The sequence below is a fragment of the Vibrio sp. B1REV9 genome (assembly GCF_905175395.2).
Taxonomy (GTDB): domain Bacteria; phylum Pseudomonadota; class Gammaproteobacteria; order Enterobacterales; family Vibrionaceae; genus Vibrio; species Vibrio alfacsensis.
The window spans coordinates 250488-271427 of sequence record NZ_HG992746.1 but is presented as its reverse complement, the minus strand read 5'-3'; the positions used below and the strand labels follow the sequence as shown (position 1 = coordinate 271427).

The 20940-nt window shown below is 43.3% G+C and carries 14 protein-coding genes and 2 pseudogenes; 6 read left to right on the top strand and 10 right to left on the bottom strand.

The genetic code is table 11. The annotated features are described in order from the left end of the window. Positions 1–8 precede the first annotated feature (8 nt). Complete coding sequence (locus KHN78_RS15400) at positions 9–1322, top strand: GGDEF domain-containing protein (protein ID WP_211916923.1); 1314 nt, start codon at positions 9–11, stop codon at positions 1320–1322. A gap of 92 nt (positions 1323–1414) precedes the next feature. Here KHN78_RS15400 and KHN78_RS15395 read toward each other — a convergent pair. Continuing rightward, positions 1415–2796: pseudogene (locus KHN78_RS15395) on the bottom strand (NCS2 family permease). A gap of 386 nt (positions 2797–3182) precedes the next feature. Here KHN78_RS15395 and modF point away from each other — a divergent pair. From modF to KHN78_RS15375, 4 genes are all read left to right on the top strand, one after another. Beyond that, a complete protein-coding gene (gene modF, locus KHN78_RS15390; RefSeq protein ID WP_211916921.1) occupies positions 3183–4640 on the top strand; it encodes a molybdate ABC transporter ATP-binding protein ModF in 1458 nt (485 codons plus the stop codon). Positions 4641–4800: 160 nt separating this feature from the next. Continuing rightward, positions 4801–5535, top strand: coding sequence for an IclR family transcriptional regulator (locus tag KHN78_RS15385; protein ID WP_128813065.1), 735 nt, complete (start codon positions 4801–4803; stop codon positions 5533–5535). 6 nt (positions 5536–5541) lie between these two features. Next, positions 5542–6381 carry an arginase gene (locus KHN78_RS15380; protein WP_211916919.1) on the top strand — a complete coding sequence of 280 codons (840 nt, stop codon included), beginning with the start codon at positions 5542–5544 and terminating at the stop codon, positions 6379–6381. A 304-nt stretch (positions 6382–6685) separates the two neighbouring features. Further along, entirely contained in the window at positions 6686–9877 is a 3192-nt protein-coding gene (locus KHN78_RS15375) for a DUF6701 domain-containing protein (RefSeq protein WP_223917809.1), read from the top strand. 129 nt (positions 9878–10006) lie between these two features. Here KHN78_RS15375 and KHN78_RS15370 read toward each other — a convergent pair whose 3' ends face one another. From KHN78_RS15370 to KHN78_RS15345, 6 genes and pseudogenes are all read right to left on the bottom strand, one after another. Next, entirely contained in the window at positions 10007–11299 is a 1293-nt protein-coding gene (locus KHN78_RS15370; RefSeq protein ID WP_128813068.1) for a DEAD/DEAH box helicase, read from the bottom strand. A 110-nt stretch (positions 11300–11409) separates the two neighbouring features. Beyond that, entirely contained in the window at positions 11410–12396 is a 987-nt protein-coding gene (locus KHN78_RS15365) for a CobW family GTP-binding protein (RefSeq protein ID WP_211916916.1), read from the bottom strand. Between the two features lie 129 nt (positions 12397–12525). Continuing rightward, the gene (locus tag KHN78_RS15360) at positions 12526–12711 is read right to left on the bottom strand and encodes a hypothetical protein (RefSeq protein WP_128813069.1); all 186 of its coding nucleotides are present in this window, start codon (positions 12709–12711) and stop codon (positions 12526–12528) included. 140 nt (positions 12712–12851) lie between these two features. Then, positions 12852–13489: pseudogene (pcp, locus tag KHN78_RS15355) on the bottom strand (pyroglutamyl-peptidase I). A gap of 8 nt (positions 13490–13497) precedes the next feature. Then, positions 13498–14403 (bottom strand): DUF979 domain-containing protein, encoded by a 906-nt coding sequence (locus KHN78_RS15350; protein WP_211916914.1) that lies wholly within the window; start codon positions 14401–14403, stop codon positions 13498–13500. Between the two features lie 3 nt (positions 14404–14406). Next, positions 14407–15111, bottom strand: coding sequence for a DUF969 domain-containing protein (locus KHN78_RS15345; protein WP_211916912.1), 705 nt, complete (start codon positions 15109–15111; stop codon positions 14407–14409). 464 nt (positions 15112–15575) lie between these two features. Between KHN78_RS15345 and KHN78_RS15340 the strand changes: the two genes are divergently transcribed. Next, entirely contained in the window at positions 15576–15824 is a 249-nt protein-coding gene (locus tag KHN78_RS15340) for a hypothetical protein (protein WP_211916910.1), read from the top strand. 85 nt (positions 15825–15909) lie between these two features. On the opposite strand, the gene KHN78_RS15335 is transcribed toward KHN78_RS15340, so the two are convergent. From KHN78_RS15335 to potE, 3 genes are all read right to left on the bottom strand, one after another. Then, the gene (locus KHN78_RS15335; RefSeq protein WP_211916908.1) at positions 15910–16758 is read right to left on the bottom strand and encodes a hypothetical protein; all 849 of its coding nucleotides are present in this window, start codon (positions 16756–16758) and stop codon (positions 15910–15912) included. Positions 16759–16852: 94 nt separating this feature from the next. Beyond that, positions 16853–19144 carry an arginine decarboxylase gene (adiA, locus tag KHN78_RS15330; RefSeq protein WP_211916906.1) on the bottom strand — a complete coding sequence of 764 codons (2292 nt, stop codon included), beginning with the start codon at positions 19142–19144 and terminating at the stop codon, positions 16853–16855. A 56-nt stretch (positions 19145–19200) separates the two neighbouring features. After that, positions 19201–20517, bottom strand: a complete 1317-nt coding sequence (potE, locus tag KHN78_RS15325; protein ID WP_211916904.1) for a putrescine-ornithine antiporter — start codon at positions 20515–20517, stop codon at positions 19201–19203. Positions 20518–20940 lie beyond the last annotated feature (423 nt).

Sequence of the window (20940 nt, the reverse complement as noted above, 5' to 3'; positions counted from 1 at the left end):
AGAACACCATGGCCAAAAATTTATCTCAGAAATTTGCACGTCAATTATTGCCAGTAATGAAACTGGCTTCGCTAATGGTCGTTGTCGTTGGATCATCATATACGTTATACAACGCGGCGCTGTTAACTAAGCTTTCTAAATATATTGTTACGGATTTTAATCAAATATATTCAATTAGCCGTCGATTTGCTCAGTATTACAACAATACAGGGACTACTTTTTTGACTAAAGGTACCCACGTCCGAAACGATGTCAGTATCATGGTTGGGGAAGATACAAACGTAAAAATTCTGTCTGAGGGTGTGAATAAGCTTCGAAAGCAACTTGAAACCATCGCACCTGATCATATTTGGACCGTAGCCATCTTTGAAAATCCGTCAACTTACGGCCACTTTGATCCTCTTAGAGAATCATACTCAAAACGTTATAGCATTTATGAGGCTAGCGAAATTATGCGTATCCTAGAACTTGAACGGCTTGAAAATACGTTCGATCAGTTCTATGGCTGTAATATAAAGCTTTCCGAGCCCTATGTTGAAGATGGCTCAAATGCGTTACTTCGAACACTCTATTACCCTGTATACAATCATCGAGAGTTGGAGGCGCTGCTGGCCATCGATATAAAAAACAGCTTTGTGGATCACAAAGTAACGCAGTTCAACGATGACTTTTTGACAGCAATAGATACAGAAACTCATTGGTTCTCAGTCCGTGTTCCCGTGCAGATTGCCTGTACTGATGCGGAGCCGGTTTATATTGGCTTTGGCGCGTGGGAGATCTTTGAGCGTATTCTGATCCCGTCAATATTAATGGCCTTGTTTATCCAATTCTTACGTTCCGCTTTCAAACGTTACCGGAAGCTATTACACCAAGACCGAATGACAGGCTTCTATCGTAGAGACTTCTATGAAAAGAGATTAAAACGACTAAACACGTTTTCTCTTCTTCTCATTGATATCGACTTTTTTAAATCCGTTAATGACACGCATGGGCATAAAAAAGGTGACGATGTCATTACCGAAGTGACAAAACGCATTTCGAGCCAAATTCGAGCAAGCGATGTTGCTATTCGTTGGGGTGGAGAGGAGTTTTTGTTAGTCATGCGAAACATGGATGAGCCTAAGCTCAAAGAAAAAGCAGAAACAATCCGTCGACACATTGCTAACAACCCAATTGCAGGCCTTGATGTGACCATCTCTATCGGTGGTGTACATCTACAACGCAGTAACTTTACGAAAGCGTTTAAACTTGCGGACAAGGCGCTGTACGAATCTAAGCAAAATGGTCGGAATCAAAGTACCATCCTACCACCCCCACGTTAGCCAAAAAAAAGAGTCAGTGACAACATCACTGACTCTTTTTGTATAAACATTTAGAACATTGTCTTGAGTGAACAATGTCTTGGGTAAAATCGTTAGATTGCCCAACCGCCTGCGTAAAACGCAACAAGCGCGATGGTAATAATCACAGTACCCATGTTCAGCTGTTTCCATTCACCAGCAATCACACGACCACCGACAAGACAAACAAAGCCTAGCATAATACCCGTTACGATATTCGAAGTAAGAACGATAAACACCGCACAGACTAATCCAGCTAGCGCACCGACCAAGTCGCTAAAATCCAATTTACTTACGTTGCTTAGCATAAGTAGACCAACGTACATCAATGCAGGCGCTGTAGCATAACTTGGCACCAAGTAGCTGATTGGTGAAAGGAACAACAACAATAAGAATGCCAAACCAACGACAACCGCAGTTAAGCCTGTTTTACCACCGGCCGCCGTACCTGTTGCTGATTCAATGTAAACCGCAGCAGGAGAGCCACCGACAAAACCAGAGAAAATACTGCTCACAGAATCGGCTGTTAGCGCTTTCCCGCCATTGATGATATTACCTTTGTCATCCAGTAAGTTAGCTTGCCCTGCAACTGCACGTATTGTGCCTGTTGCATCAAAATCGCCGTCATTACCAATGCTAAAACACTCGGCAGTACCAGTGGGCTCATCGCCCCCATAATGTCCATAGATGCAATTAGCGAGTTTTCACCACCGAAGCTCGGCACTGCAAACAAGCCGTGGTAAGTCACGGCTGGATCAAAGATCAAGCCAAGAATAGAAATCGCGATAATTACAAGCAAGATGCCACCAGTCACTTGTTTCTTTTCAAGTCCAATGATTGCCGCCAAACCTAAGACAGACATCATCACAGGGAAAGAAGTAAAGTCACCAAGTGCAACTGGAAGACCTGCGTGAGGGTTTTGTACAACAAGCCCTACGCCATTTGCGGCAATCAGCAGTAAGAACAAACCGATACCAATACCGGTACCATGTGCAATGCCTGATGGTAAGTTCGTTAGGATCCACTGACGTAAGCCTGTGACGGTAATTGCCGTAAAGACAACACCCATCAAGAACACCGCACCCAATGCGACAGGAATCGAAACACCTTGGCCTAGCACCAAACTAAACGCGGTAAATGCGGTCAACGAAATAGCACAGCCAATCGCCATTGGTAGCTTTGCCCACATGCCCATAAGAAGCGAACCAAATGCGGCTACCAAACAGGTTGCAATAAAGACAGCGCTTTGGTCAAAACCCGCCGCACCCAGCATGTTTGGGACAACAATGACCGAATAAACCATCGCTAAGAACGTGGTTGCACCCGCTAATAATTCTCTGCGAATCGTACTACCACGTTCAGAAATCAAAAAATAACGGTCAATCCAACCTTTATCTACGGTTTGAGTTGAACCATTTTCGGTCTGTTGTTGAGGAGTTGAAATGTTCTCGGACATTGTTTTACCTATTTACATGCTTAAGTTTATGAGCAACGGGATTCCTTAATTGCCGCTCTAAATTGTCCTAAATTGACAGATTTGAGGATCACATATCCTTCGTGAATAGCGTAAGTAACGTAGCGTAAAACGATGCGCGCTAACCGTTACTTCAATTGGGGCGTGACAATACTCTTTTCTCACCTCGAAAACAAATAATTTTATCGTTTGCGCAAACGGTCGCCTTTGGCTGATCAAATGAATTTAAAATGGTGCCAACTTGATGTGCGCCAAATATACGATTCGATAACGGACTTTTGACCTTTCTCTTGAGCCTTTCGCCCTAACACGGTTAAACTTTATCCAATTCCACTCAAATTAGAATAAAATCAAGGAAGATACTCTGAATGCTTATTCAATTTCAGCAGCTTGCAGCAACACAAAATACCGCGACCCTTTCTATAGACAACTGGAATATCGAGCCTGGCCAATCTTGGGCCATATTCAGCGCTGATGGAGAGATCGGGTCTATACTCGGCGATCTTCTATGTGGTGAACTAAAGCCCAATTCAGGTGAAATCAAACTGAATGGCGGTCACGTAGAACAAGTATCGCTTTCTGAGCAGCAGCGTCTTTTAGAAAGAGAAATCGAAAATGATGAGACGGATTTTTTAGATCGTATCGATCAAGGAAGCAGTGTTTATAAGCTGATCATGGAAGCATGCCAAGATGACACCCTAACTCACGAATTGATGCATGATCTCGATCTTGCTCATCTCGCGGACAGTGGATTTCGCGTGTTATCTACCGGGGAAACGCGCCGAGTCATGCTGGCTCGCGCCCTTGCTTTAAAGCCAAATTTGATACTGTTAGACAACCCTTTTACCGGGCTCGATATTCATCATCGAGCATCACTCGCGGCCTATCTGCACAAATTATCCAAATCAGTGCAAATACTCGTGACTTTTTCACGCGAAACTGACATGCCAGATTGGATTGATAACATTGCATTATTCAACACCGGTAAGTTAGAAAGCGTTATGGATAGAAAACGTTGGGATGCTCACCCTATTATTGCCCAGATCCAATCTCAATCGAATAAGCAAACGGAAGAAGTGATGACATTGATTCGCCAACATCAGCATTCGACCCACTTCGACAATCCGATTTTCGAAATAAAAAGTGGTCGTGTCGAATACACCGATAAAACCATTTTCACCGATTTAAACTGGCGCATAGACAAAGGGCAACATTGGCAAGTAAAAGGCCCAAATGGCTGTGGTAAGAGCACCCTACTCGGCTTAATATTTGGTGATCATCCCCAGTGTTATAGCAATGACATTCACATATTTGGCAAAAAACGCGGGACAGGCGAGTCGATATGGGAAATCAAACAACACATCGGTATGGTGTCCTCGGCATTACATCTACAATATCGTGTCAATTGTAGCGCTTTGGAGGTGATAATCTCAGGGTTCTATGACTCCATCGGCCTCTACTCACAACCTACAAAAAAGGAAATCACAGTAGCAAAAGAGTGGTTGGCTATCTTACACATGGAACAATACGAGAAAACGCCTTTCAAACAACTTGAATATGGTCAGCAACGCCTGTTGCTGATTGCACGTGCCATTGTAAAACAGCCAACAATGTTGATTCTCGATGAGCCTTATCAAGGCCTTGATTATCTTGGCCGCATTTTGGTTAAGAACACGCTAGAATTAATCGCAAAAGAGAATTTAAGCCAATTACTGTATGTTTCCCACTATCAAGAAGACGGCTTAGAGAGTATTCAAAACTACTTGGAATTCATCTATTGCGACAGTAGTCACTGCTACAAGGCTCAAATCAATAAGCCGCTTTAGTACGTTTTTTGGAGCAAACGAGTACTTAGATCTTAATTAGGATTTATATTAATATGCCGCTTTCTCATTAAGTGAGAATATCTCATTCTAATTATTTTCCTTTTCTCAGCAACTAAGAATTATAGTTGTTGCACTGCCACTAACACGTTACAACAGACTCATGACGACAAACAAAGCCAACGCGAATCAGGTAAACGAAAAAGCGCTGCAATTACTAATGCAAGTTGCGGTTAGCCCATTCCCAGTATCTGCGAAAACTCTCAGTGAACAATTACACGTACCATTGAGTAGCCTCTATCGACATTTGAAGCTGCTAAAAGAATGGAACTTGATAGAAGAAAGTGTTCATGACAAGACATTCGTCGTAGGCCCAGCCGCTCTGCTGCTTATGCACAGCTATGAAACCTCACAACATGGTTTGGATATGGTGGAAACCATATTAGCTCGCTTAGTTCAGCAAACCGGTGAAATGGCCGCATATATGGTACCAGCAGGTTATCGTGCGCTTTGTGTCAGACAAAAAGAAAGTATGCAGGCGCTTCGATGCAGCTACGTCCAGGGTCAAAGTCAACCACTGCTTCGTGGTGCCTCATCTAAAGTGATGCTGGCTTTTATGCCTCAAAATCGTTGTGAGAAAATCTTACGTCATTTTGGCGAAGATCATCGTCTCAATGAGTGGGAACAAGAGCTCAGTACCATCCGTAAAAACGGATACGCTGTCAGTACATCAGAAATTGATCCTGGTGTGTCCGGTATCAGTGCGCCTGTCATGAAAGGAAGTAAATTGATTGGTGCGGTATCGGTCATGGCTCCGGCTCACCGCGTGGAGAAAGACAAGCAGCGTATCATTTTGCATGTGTTGCAGGCAGCAAGGGCGTTGCCACCAGAAAGGTAATTCACAATGTTAAGCTTTTTCAAACGTTACAGACTTCATCGAGATAAGAAACACGTTCATCATTACCCATTTTCATTTATGACGGTATGTGAACATTTAGCTCCGATGACATCAGGGACGTTTGAACTAGCTAACCAGAGCCTAGAAAACGCAAGTGACTGGCTAAACCAACAACATGATCACAACTCTGCCGTGAATCTGGGCCACTTTACTCATAGTCAAATAGAGAATGGTGAATTCCAAGAGTCATTGAGTTTGGCGTTATCTCGACACTCCATTCCCGTGATTTTGTCTAACTGTACAGAAGCCGTTTTGTCGATTCTGCCGGTGGTCGTATGTGGTACCGATGAAGTGGGTATTATTCACCTTGGCCATAAAATGAATCTAAAGCCAACACTAGAACCACGCATAGGTTCAGCGTTTCACTTTGCTCTTTCTCGCTATAGAAACGTGCGTTTGTTTTTTGCCGGAGCAAGTCAAGAAGAGACAAAACCAGAAATTTGGGAATACGCTGAAGATCAAGGCTGTGACTGGGTCACTGATCGTGAATTCACGTTTCGCTATCGCAGCCATTTAAAACAGCAGATTGGTAACTATTTAGACCATTGCGACCAAGTTATCATCTCTATTGATTTGTCTTCTCTGCTTGTGAAAAACAATCTGGATTCCGCATCATTTCTCGATATTCAAATGGTGCTGCGCACAATCCGTCATGGGCTCGTATCCGGAAAAGTCAAAGCCATTCAATTGGTGGGTGACCGTGATAGGCTCATTTATTCTAAACAGACAAAAGCCATTCTCGAAGAGTTGTACCAAATGTCCCCACTGGTCGATCATGCCGCATAAAGCACCTTAACGATTCAATATCCACCGATAATCCAACGTTCGTCGATAATTCAATGCTCACAAATGATTGAATTATCGGCAACAAATATAACTACAATAAGTGCGACAAGCTTCAACATAAACTATTGAACTAATGTCACATTTGAGCTCTAATACTTTTCAATAAGTACTAATACCAAAACACATTAATAGACATAAACCAAAATATGCGGAGCCAAGCCAATAATAAACCGCTGAGGTTACTTTCTTTGAGCCATTGCTTAAATGCTTGCGCCATTAAGATTAATAAGATTTAGGATACTTGATGATGCGCACATCCTCCTTTTTTGCGTTTTTGACTCTTTTTACCTTTGCCTCACATGCGGCGGTATACGATTTAGCGCAGATAAATAATGGAGAACAGGTTAAGTTTTGTGGAAGTCCAATTAATATTGATCCAAGTGGTGATGTAACACAATATTATTGTTACTCTGGTTTTAACCTTGCTTATGGCGACAGCATCATCAATTCAAATGAAAAACAAGCAGAAATTCTTGTTCCCAATAAGATACTCCTTCAAGGTAACAATGCAGTTGGTAGCCAACAATCTCCAATAAATCTTACCTCTACGTATAATGGTATCATTTTAGAAGCAACGCAAAGTGGTAAACACTCAACTATCTACGGTGACATCAACTCAAGTCATAGTGTTTCTTTTCACAATCTTAAGATTGAGGGGACAATATCTTCCTCGGGCGGCAATTTAATCATCAGTGGACAAGAAAATAGCGTAAGTGGCTCACTAAGGGCTCAAGGTCACATCACACTAAACGATATCATCGTAGGCAATTCTGTCACATCCATCGGAATGAATATCGAAATAACGGGTTCAAATAACGTTATCCTTGGATCAATAACTGGTGGGCAGCATGTCACGCTTGAGAATACCCAAGTGAATGGTACCGTCACTTCTCATGGTGGTATTGTGACCGTAAATGGAAACAATAATGTGATTAACGGCGCCGTCTTTGCCAATCAACATATTGTATTGAATAATACTGCTGTTTGTGGAAATGTTCAGTCCGACGGTGGTGCTTTAACTACAAAATCTACATCCAACTTGATTGCTGGTAACATTATTGCTAAACAAAACGTCGATCTGCAGTCTACCGAGGTCTTTGGATTCATAGACTCAGAAGGTGCCAATGTGAAGTTAGACTCCAGTTATGTTTATGCAAATAAAATGGCTGTTGATGTATTTCAAACGGCAAGTACAGTGAATGGTAGTGGCGCAGTATGTGGCAATATAAAAGCCTATAATATTGATAGTAACATCACTCGTTACTGCGGCATTGATGAACCGAACTGTTCTTACGCATCACAACGACGTTGTCCAGACAAAGTCGTTCCTATTTGTGAAATAAAACCACCATCAGAAGACGATTTTGAGCTTGTCGTAACCCCACATGACGATATTGCCTTAATGTGTGGCGAATCTCTTCCGCAGTTTTTAGCTACGACAACCAACAATGGTGAACCAGCAAGTACAAAAGTCACAGCAACCCTGTCCCACCCTAGCCTCTTCACCCTAAAAGTAATAAAGGGCACAAAAAATGGTAGCGACTACCTCTCTACCGATCAGGGGCAATTGGAGTTGGAAGTCATACCAAAGGACATTGACCAACTCGAACTTGGGGCAAACTATCGGCTGACATTCACGGTTGCAGACGATGCCGAAAAAGCGCAAGCCGTTAAGTTCATGTTTGAACCATTCATGTTTGAAGCGTATTCAAAAGATCCAGGTACATCAGTTGATGAAATCAGCGTTGTGGCCGGTAAATCTCAGATCGTTAACACACGTCTTCTGGCTTGTTCTGCAACCGGAGAGCAAATTGTTGCAACCAATTATGATGGTTTACCTAAAGTGAGCCACAGCATCATAAAACCAGCGCAAGGCAGCAAAGGGAATTTCGTATACTCTGCAGATTTTACCGATGGTCTTTCTAGTCATGGACTTATCACCAATGAGTCTGGACTATTTAACGTCAGATTAAACGACTCATTTGATTGTAAGGGGTATGAGAATTGCCCTACGAATGGCGCTGTCACGGTACGTGGTAGCTTTGATGTGAAATCTCGCCCATGGACACTGGCGATTTGCGATGCCGACCAAGCACTACAATCCGGCACATCCTCATCGGGTAATGGATTTATTGCCTCTGGCGAAGACTTTTCTGTCACCGTAAAACCCATTGTTTGGCAAGCTGGCGGTTCACTTTCAAACCCCGTAAATACGCGAAATTACTGTGATGCTGCCGTCACGCGTAACTTCATGCTTGATGATGCCCCTGCTGCAAACGTGGTGCTTTCCAGTAAACAAGCAACACCAGAAGCTACCTCTTCTGGTCAAACTAAACTATTAGAGAGCCCTTTGGGATTAACCAAAGCGCATAAAGAACACTCTGGCGATGGGTACATATTTTCACAGTTGTCTTGGCAGGAAGTGGGCAGTTTACGCGTGAAAGCCAACCTGAGTGGCGATTATCTTGACCAAACTGTAAACGAGGGGTTTCGCAACATCGGTCGTTTCTATCCGAAATATTTCAAAGCGCGAGATGTCGAGTGGAGATACCCATCGGGGCAGAGTTTTGTCTATATGAATCAACCGATGGATAGCATCTCTTACGACGTCATAGCATTAAATGCGGATAAGGAGAACGTTCTTAACTATGTTCATTTTGCCTCTAACTATAGACAGCACTTTAATCTGGGTGAACTGAGTAGCTACAGCGATCGATTTGTTCCACCACGTTCCTCACAAGGTGAATGGAGCAAAATCGGCAATGCCAGCGTTGGCAGATTCACCATTATTAAAGCTCCGTCTGGAGCGACGTGCTTAAACAGCCCATGCTGGGAAAAAGACGAAACCGATGGGCAATATCCAGATGGTCCGTTTAACAAAGCCAACAGTGCCGCTACCAGTAAAATCGGCTTAACTTATGAGCTGGGTAATGTTGTTGATGAGGTACACTTTCTCGATGCTACGCATATTTTTTCAACGCAACCTGACGTGCGCTTTGGCCGACTGAACTTCAAAGACGTAGGTGGCAATCAAGGTATGACGATTCGAGTTCCACTGGATGTTGAAGTTTGGGAGGGCGGTCGATTTGTCACCCATTTTAGTGACAGTTCAACCACCACCGATGGCGAACATCATGACAAAGAGTCAGTTTGGTCCAATTCAGCGCCTGATAATACTGAGTTATCAGGAAGTGGGAAAATGTTAGCTGGCCGCTCAACCGCCATTGTTGCAAGCCAAAAGGATTCTGCCCGAGAACAAGTGCGATTCCAACTCGATTTGAGCAAGACTGGGAACAATTTGCCTTGGCTTCAATACAACTGGGATAAAACGGATTCCGATGAAGAAAACCCACCGGCGGTGGTCACGTTTGGTATTCATCGAGGCAACGATCGCGTTATTTATCGCGGAGAGGCCAATATGATAGGTATAAACTAGCGATATAAAAAAATGCCCCTTTCGATAAGGGGCGTTTTATTTGAAAGCGATGATTTAAACACCGTTATTTAAAAACCGTCATTTAAGAACAAGTACTGAAAAGTAACGGTTTAAAAACCGACGCTCAGATTACTTGGTCGAGCGACGCTCTTTCAGGCGCTTCACCATTGCTAAACGGCGTTCAGCTGAACCTTGGTCTGTTGCCGATTGATTCGGGTTATTACGACGACCTTGGCGATTTTTAAACGCAGGTTTTGAGTTTAACTTCTCAATGTACGACTCGCGTTGTTTTGGTTCATAACCCGCAAGTTCAATACGGCGAATATGTTGTTGAATCAAGTTTTCAACTTGTACTACCGTCAACTCTTCTTCACGGTTAACGAAAGACACCGCATGACCTTGCTTACCCGCGCGACCTGTACGGCCAATACGGTGAACGTAGTCTTCTGCTAAGAATGGCATGTCGTAGTTTACAACGTGCGGTAGGTCTTCAATATCCAAACCACGAGCAGCGACATCCGTTGCTACCATTACACGCGCTTTGCCTGTTTTAAACTCTTCTAGCGCACGACGACGAGCACTCTGAGCACGGTCACCATGACAAACTACGGCTTTAATGCCATCAAGCTTAAGTTCTTTAACGACATCATTTGCCGTTTCTTTGTAGTTCACAAAGACCAGCACCTGTTTCCAGTTTTTGCGACCAATCAGTTCAGAAAGAAGCTCTGTCTTACGTTCTTGATCAACTGGGTACAACACATGAGCAACGGTCTGTGCTGTGGTGTTCGCACGTTCTACTTCAATACGCTTTGGCTTACGCAGAATATCGTTAGCTAACAAATTCAGTTGGCTTGATGTTGTTGCTGAAAACATCATGATTTGAGGGTCAGTATCGACATCTAGCATGATTTTGCGCACAGCGTGGATGAAGCCCATATCCAAAATACGGTCGGCTTCATCAAACACAAGAAATTCAAGGTTAGCGACTGATACGTTGCCCTGCTCGATGTGCTCTTCTAGACGACCCGGCGTTGCCACTAGGATGTCTACGCCGCTTTCTAGTGCCGTAACCTGAGAAGACATTTTACGACCACCAAAAATGGCCACAACAGAGAGATCCGTATATTTTGTGTAAGTCTTAATATTGTCAGCAATTTGTTCTGCTAACTCGCGAGTTGGAGCCATGATCAGCGCGCGTGCTGTTTTACGAGAAGCACTGCGGCCACTGTCCAATAAACGTTGAATCATTGGCAATGAAAACGCCGCCGTTTTACCGGTACCCGTTTGCGCTGTAGCGAAGATATCATGGCCTTTGCGAGCCATTGGAATCGCTTTCTGTTGAATTGGTGTTAACTTTTCATAACCACATTCTGCCAGTGCTTTAACCACTTCTGGCGCAAAACCTTGAGATGAAAATGACATTGAGCGTATTCCTTAAACAAACCACATAAATAGCTTTAAAAATTTTAGCCGTGGACTATACCCGAATTTGAGTGATTTATCTCACTTTTCTTGCGTAAGTCCTGAAATCACTATTGATCTAATCCGCATAGATGCAAAAGGATGCTTTCTAACTGATCCCACGGCATTAATTGGGAGTCGATCACTTCAAGACGAGATTCAAAACCCTCTAAACTCATTTGGTTCACAGACACAATACCGTTCGCCACATTAAAGGCGTAACAACCTTGATCCGTATTGATGACCGCCTTTACACGCTCGGCAGTCAGGTCTGAGAGCATGGAAAACAACAAATCAAAGTTGAACGTGTATTCTGCACCAAATAACCAACCACAACTAAAGTAACCTTGTCCTTTGTTCTCTTTACGGATAAACGCTTCACCTGGTGGCAATTGGAACTGAGGTTCTTGGTGCGCATGATCATGATGATGCGATTCGATGTGGGATGACGCGCTGCCATGTACACGTTGAATATCTAGCACTTCAATCGGTAAGTCACCATCGTGAATCAATTTACTAAAGACTTTCGCTGGTGTCTGGTCTGTTACCCAGTCATTAAATACATCAATATCTTGACTTGAACACAAATCAACTTTGCTCCCGATGACAACATCGGCACTATCCAGTTGATCAACAAAGTTTTTATTAGATAGGTACTTTTCATCACTTAGATTACGCGGATCCACAAGTGCAATCGTCGCCATTAAATCAACATAAGGTTGATATTGCTCAGACGTCAAAGTAGCAATCACTTCTTTTGGATGCCCCAATCCTGTCGGTTCAATCAACAAGCGATCAGGCTTTTTACGCAATAATGCGGTAATACCAACCGACATTGGAACACCAGCAGTACAGCACATACAGCCGCCTGGCACCTCTTTGATCATCGCACCTTGATCGCTCATCAATGCGCCGTCGATACCAATTTCACCAAACTCATTGACCAACACTGCCCAATTTTCATTTTCTGGCTTATTTTTTAGTAAATTAAGGATAGTCGTGGTTTTACCAACGCCAAGGAATCCGGTCAGTATATTGGTAGGTACTCGATTTGACATGCTTTTCTCCGACACATACGCGCTTTAATGCTACTGCGAAGTATACGGAGAATGTCGACTGCTTCAACGCTTTTATACCCGAGTCACTTATCGGCGCTGCATTGTGCAAGATTAAAAAAGTAAAATGCGCTAAGACTCATCTCTCTTTACGCCAGACAAATGCATGCTGGTGTTTATCACACAAACGAAAAATGCCGCGATGGCGACGAGTATTGGCATTAAGCCTAAGGTACTTTCAAACTTAAGCGCTGCAATCGCCAAAGCAAAAACAACGGCAGAAGAAAGCGCAAGGAACTTACTTCTATTGTCTTTCATGATTGTTCACCCTTTGAAATGGACGCTATTGATGCTACTCCTTTCATGAAACCGAGTTTTTGAGCGACTTAACAGATATAAAAACACCGAGCAAAGGCTCGGTGTAAACTCAAATTGCAATATCTAAAATACAATAAACGTTAGCAAATTTGCCCTGCGGTGATCGCTACATCGCTCTCGTTATCAAGTGTTGCTTGGGCAACCAAACGCAGCCCCTCTACAATCACCTCTAGAGACATCGTCGGTTGGTTCCCCGACGTATCTTGTTCGGGCAGCAGTGGAATATGAACAAAGCCATGCCCTACTTTTTTATCGCGTAGGTAATGTTGAATGCCATAAACACATGGTTACAAACAAACGTTCCCGCAGTATTAGAAACCTGACAAGGAATGCCTTTCTCTTGTAGAGTACGAGTAATCGCTTTAATCGGTAACGTCGTGAAATACGCATCAGGGCCATCAACGATAACTGGCTCATCAATAGGTTGATTGCCACCATTGTCTGGAATGCGGAAATCATCCACATTAATAGCCACACGCTCTGGAGTAATGCCTGCTCGGCCGGCGGCTTGGCCTACCGTGATCACATAATCCGGTTGGTGAACTTCAATTGCTGTGATGATCGCATCTAACGCTTCATAACGCGTAACAGGCACTTCACACGTAACGATCTCACCGCCATCCAGTTTTGCGTTCGCTAACTGCTTAACCGCTTCTAGTGCCGGGTTGATAGACGCACCACCAAATGGTTCAAAACCGGTAATTAGTACTTTTTTCATAGTTATTCTCAAAACGCAAAGGTATACATAACAAAGATATTGAAGACAAGAATCGCCAAACCTGGCACAACCTGCATCAAAATGACATGGTGTTTATTTTTTAGTTCAAGCAATGCTGCTGGCACAATGTTGAAGTTTGCCGCCATTGGAGTCATCAATGTACCGCAATAGCCTGATAGCATCCCTAACACACCAATGATAGCTGCATTTCCACCGTTCTCTAAAATCAGCAATGGAATGCCGATACCCGTCGTGATCACCGCAAAAGCGGCAAATGCATTACCCATAACAACGGTAAACAGCATCATACCAACACAGTACGCAATCACCTTAACCAGTAACATGTTTTCTGGGATCATCATCTTAACGATGGCAGCCACCGTATCACCCACGCCAGCTTGGTTAAATAGATAACCCAATGCAGCAAGGAACTGAGACAAAATTGCCGCCCAACCTATAGAGTCAATCAGACGTCGACCCTCGTTCAGACTGTGCATCGGTTGGCTGCGAGTAATCATTAATGCAACCACAATGGCAGCAATAGAGCTGATTCCAAGACCAACCAATGCCCCTAATGAAGTGAACTGGCTAATCAGTACCGTACCAACTGGCACAACGATCGCAGGGATGAACAACTTGTTCTTAAGTACAGAGGCCGTCTCTTTACGCTCTTCATCGGTGGTCGTACCGTAGTTACCCGTACCCATGAAGCCACCGGCAGCAAGCGCTGTCAAAGCCAGTACCATCGCACCCGTTACCCAATGAGGGAGCATCGCACCAAAGATAAAGGTAATACCGTAGATCAACCAAAATAGGCCTGTTCCTACCCTTTTTGGATTGTTCTTATCTAAAAACGTTTGCAGAGAAAATGCCAACAACAATAGGCCCGTAGCCTGATATACGTACTCAAGCATGGCTTATTTCCCCTCTTCTTGCGCAGTAACTTGCTCTATCGATGGCGATGTATTCAGTCGCGCACTGATAATCTTGGTGTAAATGCCAAATATCACGAACGACACAATCGCAGTAGGCAATGCCCACAACGCCATCGTTTCCAACGCAACATCCAACTGGTTATCACTCATTACGCCTTTAATGAGCAGCAAACCGCCCGTACCAATGAAAAGCAATTGGCTAAAGAAGTTACCAAAGTTCTCACTCGCGGCAGACAAAGCACGAATAGTTTGACGTTTTTCTTCAGCTAGATTTGGAGAAGACTTTTCCGCTGCGGCTTCTGACATTGGCGCAATCAATGGACGAATCATTGATGGGTGACCACCGATGTTTAGCCCCATACCATTGGTCACTTTGCGCAGTAGCAAGTAAGTCATCAAGATTTTACCGACCGATGCTTTTTTCATTGAGCCGATCAGGTCTTCTGCACGTTGACGCAAACCGTAACGTTCAAGAATGCCTATCATCGGGAGAATAAGAATAAACAAAGACATATAGCGGTTCTGAGTAAAAGATTGTCCCAAAGTAGATAAAATATCCATCACCGCAATATCAGCAACCAAGCCTGTTGCTACACCTGCAACCAAAATAACTAACAATGTGTTCTGCTTTAACGCCAGCCCCACGGTAATAATCGCAATGCCAATCAATGGCCATAAATCAATCATAAAATCACTCTGCACTGTCTGTATTCCTAAACGTTTTGCTCATGTTCAACTCTGAACATCTCATCGCCATTTAGGTTTATTTATTATTGTTAAACTTAAGCATGGCGTTTGAAATCTATTGCAACTGATGCACCGACAGACGGTAACCCGTTGTTCACACCAATATGACTTCATGCCCATTACTTAACTTTATTTTTCAACGCTTTGTATTTCAGCGATGACCACTCGAGTATAAGTGCGTAAAAAGACGTGCTTCAATCAAACATTTTTGTGATGTCCAACAAGATTATTTTCATGTTTACGATAGAGATCGGAGCTCTTGAGACCGGATTTATGCTAAGGAGACCTATTCCGTCATAGTCTTTTAATTTTGATAAGCTGGAATTTACCAGTGAGGTCTTGGTTTATTCGCCTAACTTAGTTAGAGTACGCAACGATGAAGTATCTTCAAGAGATTGAATACGATGAATATTGATAATCAAGTTATCGAAACATTAGAAGAGTTAGAGGCGTTTCTTCACCTAATTGAAAGCGGCGCATTGGGCCTTGATGGTGTAACCGGTGTAGCACTAGCAACATCCAATAGCGATGGTCGCCCTTTTGTTGCAGTGCTCGGCGACAAACACCAACTACTTTTAGGCCGTTGGGTATCCCAGCACGTTTACGACAATGGTAAAGACATCGTTCGTAACGGTGCAAGTAAGAAGCACTAATTGAGTTAACCACCAGGCTCAATCAATGAGTTGAGCTTGGTGGTTCCACCAGAACTTGATGGTGAAAGCAAGCAAAGACCATATTCTAATCTGCTTTAGAATCACATTGCTCTAGCTCTGAATTAAATCGTTGAATGAACTTTCCTACGCCCTCATATTTTGTAAACACCATAACATCTTCACTCTGACTCACGAAAAACTCCAAAACTTCCCCATCAATATTTAGCTTTAGATCGCTATTAAATGAGGCATCGAGCATCACGCCATACAACACTGTTGAGGGTGTAATATTGAGATAATTCGGATTTTTTTCTGGGTTCAAAGCATTCTCATATGCCAACTGTACTGCTTGTACATCGACGCTATCACCGAGATAGAGTACTCGCCATCCATTATTGCGTTTAAGTACAAACGACGGCTGACCAAATTGAGATTCTATGGAGGATAGTGCCTTTGCGTTACTCTCTCCGGGCAGTTTACCTAAACCAGAGAAATCCATGAGAGACTTCCCTTTGTATAGACGAAAGCCTATTCGAGTTATATCGCTTTTAATATGTTGTATCGGTTGGTTGTCATAAGCAGTAATGCCATAAGTAGGAAATGGGTTCAGTTTGTCAGGAAACTGACTGAAATCAGCAAGAGACGTGATTTTTACTAATGGCTGGGAACAAGTCACAATATTATCTGTTTGAAAAATAGCGGCAGGCCCCACAAAGCCATCATCATAGCCCCTATCAAACTTGAACTTTCCTTGCTTCATTGCGATAGCCACGCCTTTATCATTTTCTTCATCGACAAAAGCATCACGTTTTAATGTAAGGCTATTTATTGATGCATTATCAATGGTATTGCCCGTCAGTTTTATTTCGTCTGCCCAAATTGGACTGGAGAGCAGACCGGCCATAGCACTGAGAGTAAGTACTATTCGATTCATCGTCATTCTCCTCAATAGGGTTAATTGAATAGAACATGCTCACTAAAAACGCACTAGCAAGCATGTTTCATACGTATATTTCCTTGTTGAGGTCCTATTCTTTCACGCACATAACGTAATAGACTCCATCTTCTACTTCAGTACCCTCCGTTTCATGCTCAAATCCCGGAAACTCTTTGTCCCATACCTCTAAGCTATGTAAGTAATTAATCTGAGGGCTAGTGCTATCACCAAAACTTTCCCCTGACATCAACATTGGGATCCCTGGTGGATATGGAATGACAGCATTTGCTGCTACTCGACCTTGCAGTTGATGAGATGGCACCATTTCGACATTGTTTTCAACAATGGTTTCAAAGGCTGATCTCGGAGTCATCACCGCCTCTGGTAGCGTAGAATACGCGGCGTTCAGTTTATCCGAAGGCGTGTGTTGCTTGAGGTAATCAAACATCTTCTCACTCAGATCTTTAAGCCCCATTTCACCGTACACTTCTGGATAGCTATTCACGAGATCTGGCAGAACATTTTTTAGTGGTGAGTTTTGATCGTGATGCTGCTTAAAATGCAATAAGGTATTGACCAAGGTCGCCCACTTACCTTTAGTAATGCCCATTGAGAATAGGAACATCACTTGGAAGTCGGTGGTTCGCGTTGGAACAATACCATATCGAGTGAGGTATTGGGTGACCAACGCCGCAGGGACACCACTATCTAGTAAAGTACCATCTTCTCCCATACCGGGTGCGAGAATACTCACTTTAATTGGGTCGAGCATACACCAATCATCAGGCATATCTTTAAAACCATGCCATGCATCTCCGGGCTTCATCATCCAGAAGTCTTGCGTAGTTGCAAGCAATTGAGGGTCTGCCTCCTCAAACGGCACTGAGCTTCCTGTTGCAGGGTCAGTGAATGTTTCCGCATTCCAAGGTTTAAAGAACCAATCGCCGTCTTTTTCAAACTCTCGATACAAGCGCCCCATCGCTTGACGATAATCGACCGCTTCGAGGATAACCTCTTGCGTCAATGAGTAACCTTTATTGCCCGACATTTGTGATACCGCAATATCATTAGATGCACTGATAGCATAGAGAGGCGATGTTGTAGCGTGCATCATATACGCTTGGTTAAAGCGCTGAAAATCTATTGAATCTTTGCCATTCCTTACGTGTATATATGAGGCTTGTGATAACGCATTCAATAGCTTGTGAGTAGAGTGGGTTGCAAACACCGTTGGGCCATCCCCCCCCTCTTCCGGTTCACCTCGCATGGCAAAATGATCCGTATAAATTGGGTTGAAACGTGCATAACCATACCATGCTTCATCAAAGTGAACGCGGTTACTGCTTTGTCCTAATATCTCTTGAGCACGCTTGGCGTTATAGCACAAGCCGTCATACGTACAGTTGGTGATAACGGCATATACGGGCTCTTGGTTAGCATAGTCTTTGGTTAATGGGCTTTCTGCCGCCCTTTTCTGAAGTGCCGCTTTCTCCATCTGCTCTGGATAAATGGGGCCGATAATGCCATAACGGTTACGCGTAGGTAACATGTAAACAGGTCGAGCCCCCGTTAACATTAATCCCTGTTCGATGGACTTGTGGCAATTCCTGTCACAAATCGCAAGGCTGTCTTCTTTCATACACACTTGCATGATGGTACGGTTCGCACCTGACGTCCCGGTGACTAAGGAATAAGACTTATCTGCACCAAATACTTTGGCAGCAAACGCTTCACTGTCTCCAAAATAACCCGTGTGATCAAGTAACGACCCTAGCGAACCACGTTCTATCCCCATATCAGAGCGAAATAAAGCTTCTCCATAGTGCTGATAAAAACGTTGTCCTGCGGGCGTTTTAGTAAAGCCTACCCCGCCTTGGTGCCCTGGCGCAGCCCACGAATACTCATGAACATCATCATACTTGATCATCGCAGCCATCAAGGGTGGCAACAACTTTTCACGATATCGCTCCATTGCAGCAAGAGCGCGACCAACGATAAAATCTGGCGTGTCTTCAATTATCCAAACAAATTCGTCGACGCGAGACATTAGTTCACGGCTCACCGACAGTGTGATTTTTTTACGCTCTGCTAACAAAAAGACTGGTACACCTTCCTGACGGTGATTCAGTTTGTCAATTAGTTGATAGAACTTATCGTTTTCCTCCGCTTGTTGCCCCGTCATCTGGGAAGTCAACATGAAACAATCCACTGCGGAGTTGGCGTTAAAAATTGAGTAACAATCATCAAATGATGTTGCCACGGTCACTTCAACGCTTTCACCAATAAATTCATCAATTAAACGGTTAAGAGCATTTTCAATAACGCCTTCTTTGACCGTATCATTGAAAATTAAAACTTGTTTCTTTTTACCGTACTTCCTCATATCTACTGTACCTTCCCATTTGTTGAGTAATTAAAAAATTACATCTACTTGCTAACTTATTGCGGCCCATTAGATGTCGCACGGGCATCTCGACTCGCAATGAAGCCGTAAAAGAAATAACCAAGTAAAGTGATGACCGCGCCGTAGAAAACAGACTCCATGCCAGTCGCATATGCTCCATAGATGCTATAAAGCACCGCAATAGATCCGACAAATATAGAGACTTTGTATTCTGAATCGTCAACATTTGCAGAACGTAAAATAACACCAAGAGCGGTGAGAGACAGGATATAAGGCACCATGTTAATAAAGACGGCCAAATCCACCAGCACATTGAACTGCTTGAGAAGTGTCGGTGAAATTGTCATTACCGCTAACACTATTTCTAAGGCAAGCATAATGAGCATCCCTTTCACAGGGGCATCAAAACGGTTCACTTGTCCAAAAATTTTAGGGAAAAGGTTAAGTTCTGCCGCAGCCTTAGAAACTTGTGCATTGGTAAACTGCCAACCAAGCAAGGAGCCAATACAAGCAACCACCGCCAGTGCAGTCACGATATTGCCCACCGTTGGATCAAACATTTGAGCGAATACTAGGCCAAATGGCGCATCCGATTTCGCCAATATTTCGTTCGGGACAATACCTTGTATAACGGTTGTAGAAGCGATATAGGTGACAGCAGAAAAGATGGTGGCCAGCATACAAGCGAGTGGGACGTTACGTTTAGGGTTTTCTACTGCCCCCGAGTTAACCCCTGCGGATTCAATTCCCAGAAATGCCCATAATGTCAATGCAATACCTGAAGACATTGCTGTCGAAATAGATACGTCACCAGGGTTCCATGCTTCCGCAAAGGTCTTAGTATCAAACCAAAACCAACCAATAACTGACACACCAAGTACGGGGATAATTACCCCCCAAACGGTAACTGAGGAGATCCTCCCAGTGATTTTTGCCCCTCGCATATTCGCAACAAGAGTCACGGCTAAAATCACTACAACACCAACAAACGTATGCAGTGAGCTTCCCTTAAGCCAAGGGATGAATGTTTCTAAATACCCAACTGATGTCACAGCTATCGCCACAGCACTGATAACCAAACAAACATAATAAGTGTAAGATGCAATAAAGAAACTCGACTTCCCATGCGCCCTTTGGGCATAAGCAGACATCCCGCCATCTTCTAGACAATACATGCCACATTTAGAAAAAGCATATGCGATACACAATGCACCAATAGCGGTAATCCCCCAAGCGAGAAGAGCGATACCCCCTGTCTGTGCAAGGCTTGAGGGCAACAATATGATTCCTGAGCCCATCATATTCACTGTTACAATGGTCGTTAACCCCATCAATCCCATCTTATTGCTCATATCTACCCACCTATTCCAAGTGAAGAAAACCGATAAATCGAATCGTTATATTGAGCTTCCGAATTTAGAAGTATCATCTTTACGAGACATAAATAAACGATTGCATTTATTAAGACTAGTGAGAAAAAGCATAGTCATAGAGTTGTGAACATTGTAGTTTTTTAATAAATAATTAACTATAAATAGACAGTTGCGATACGGAATGAACGTTAACTAAGAATATTGACTGGGAAAAACGCAAGGAAGAAAGGATAAGAAATCTAAATAACAATTCGGTAAACAACTTCCCATCGGAGCTCTGTATCCCTATTTTTCACACAATAAGGGCTAAAGGTGGCCGATACTTTCGTTAAGTTAAAAAACTATCGGTAGCGATCGGTACGGAAAGTTGTTTGAATTTAATGTTTCGTATTAGTGAAGTGG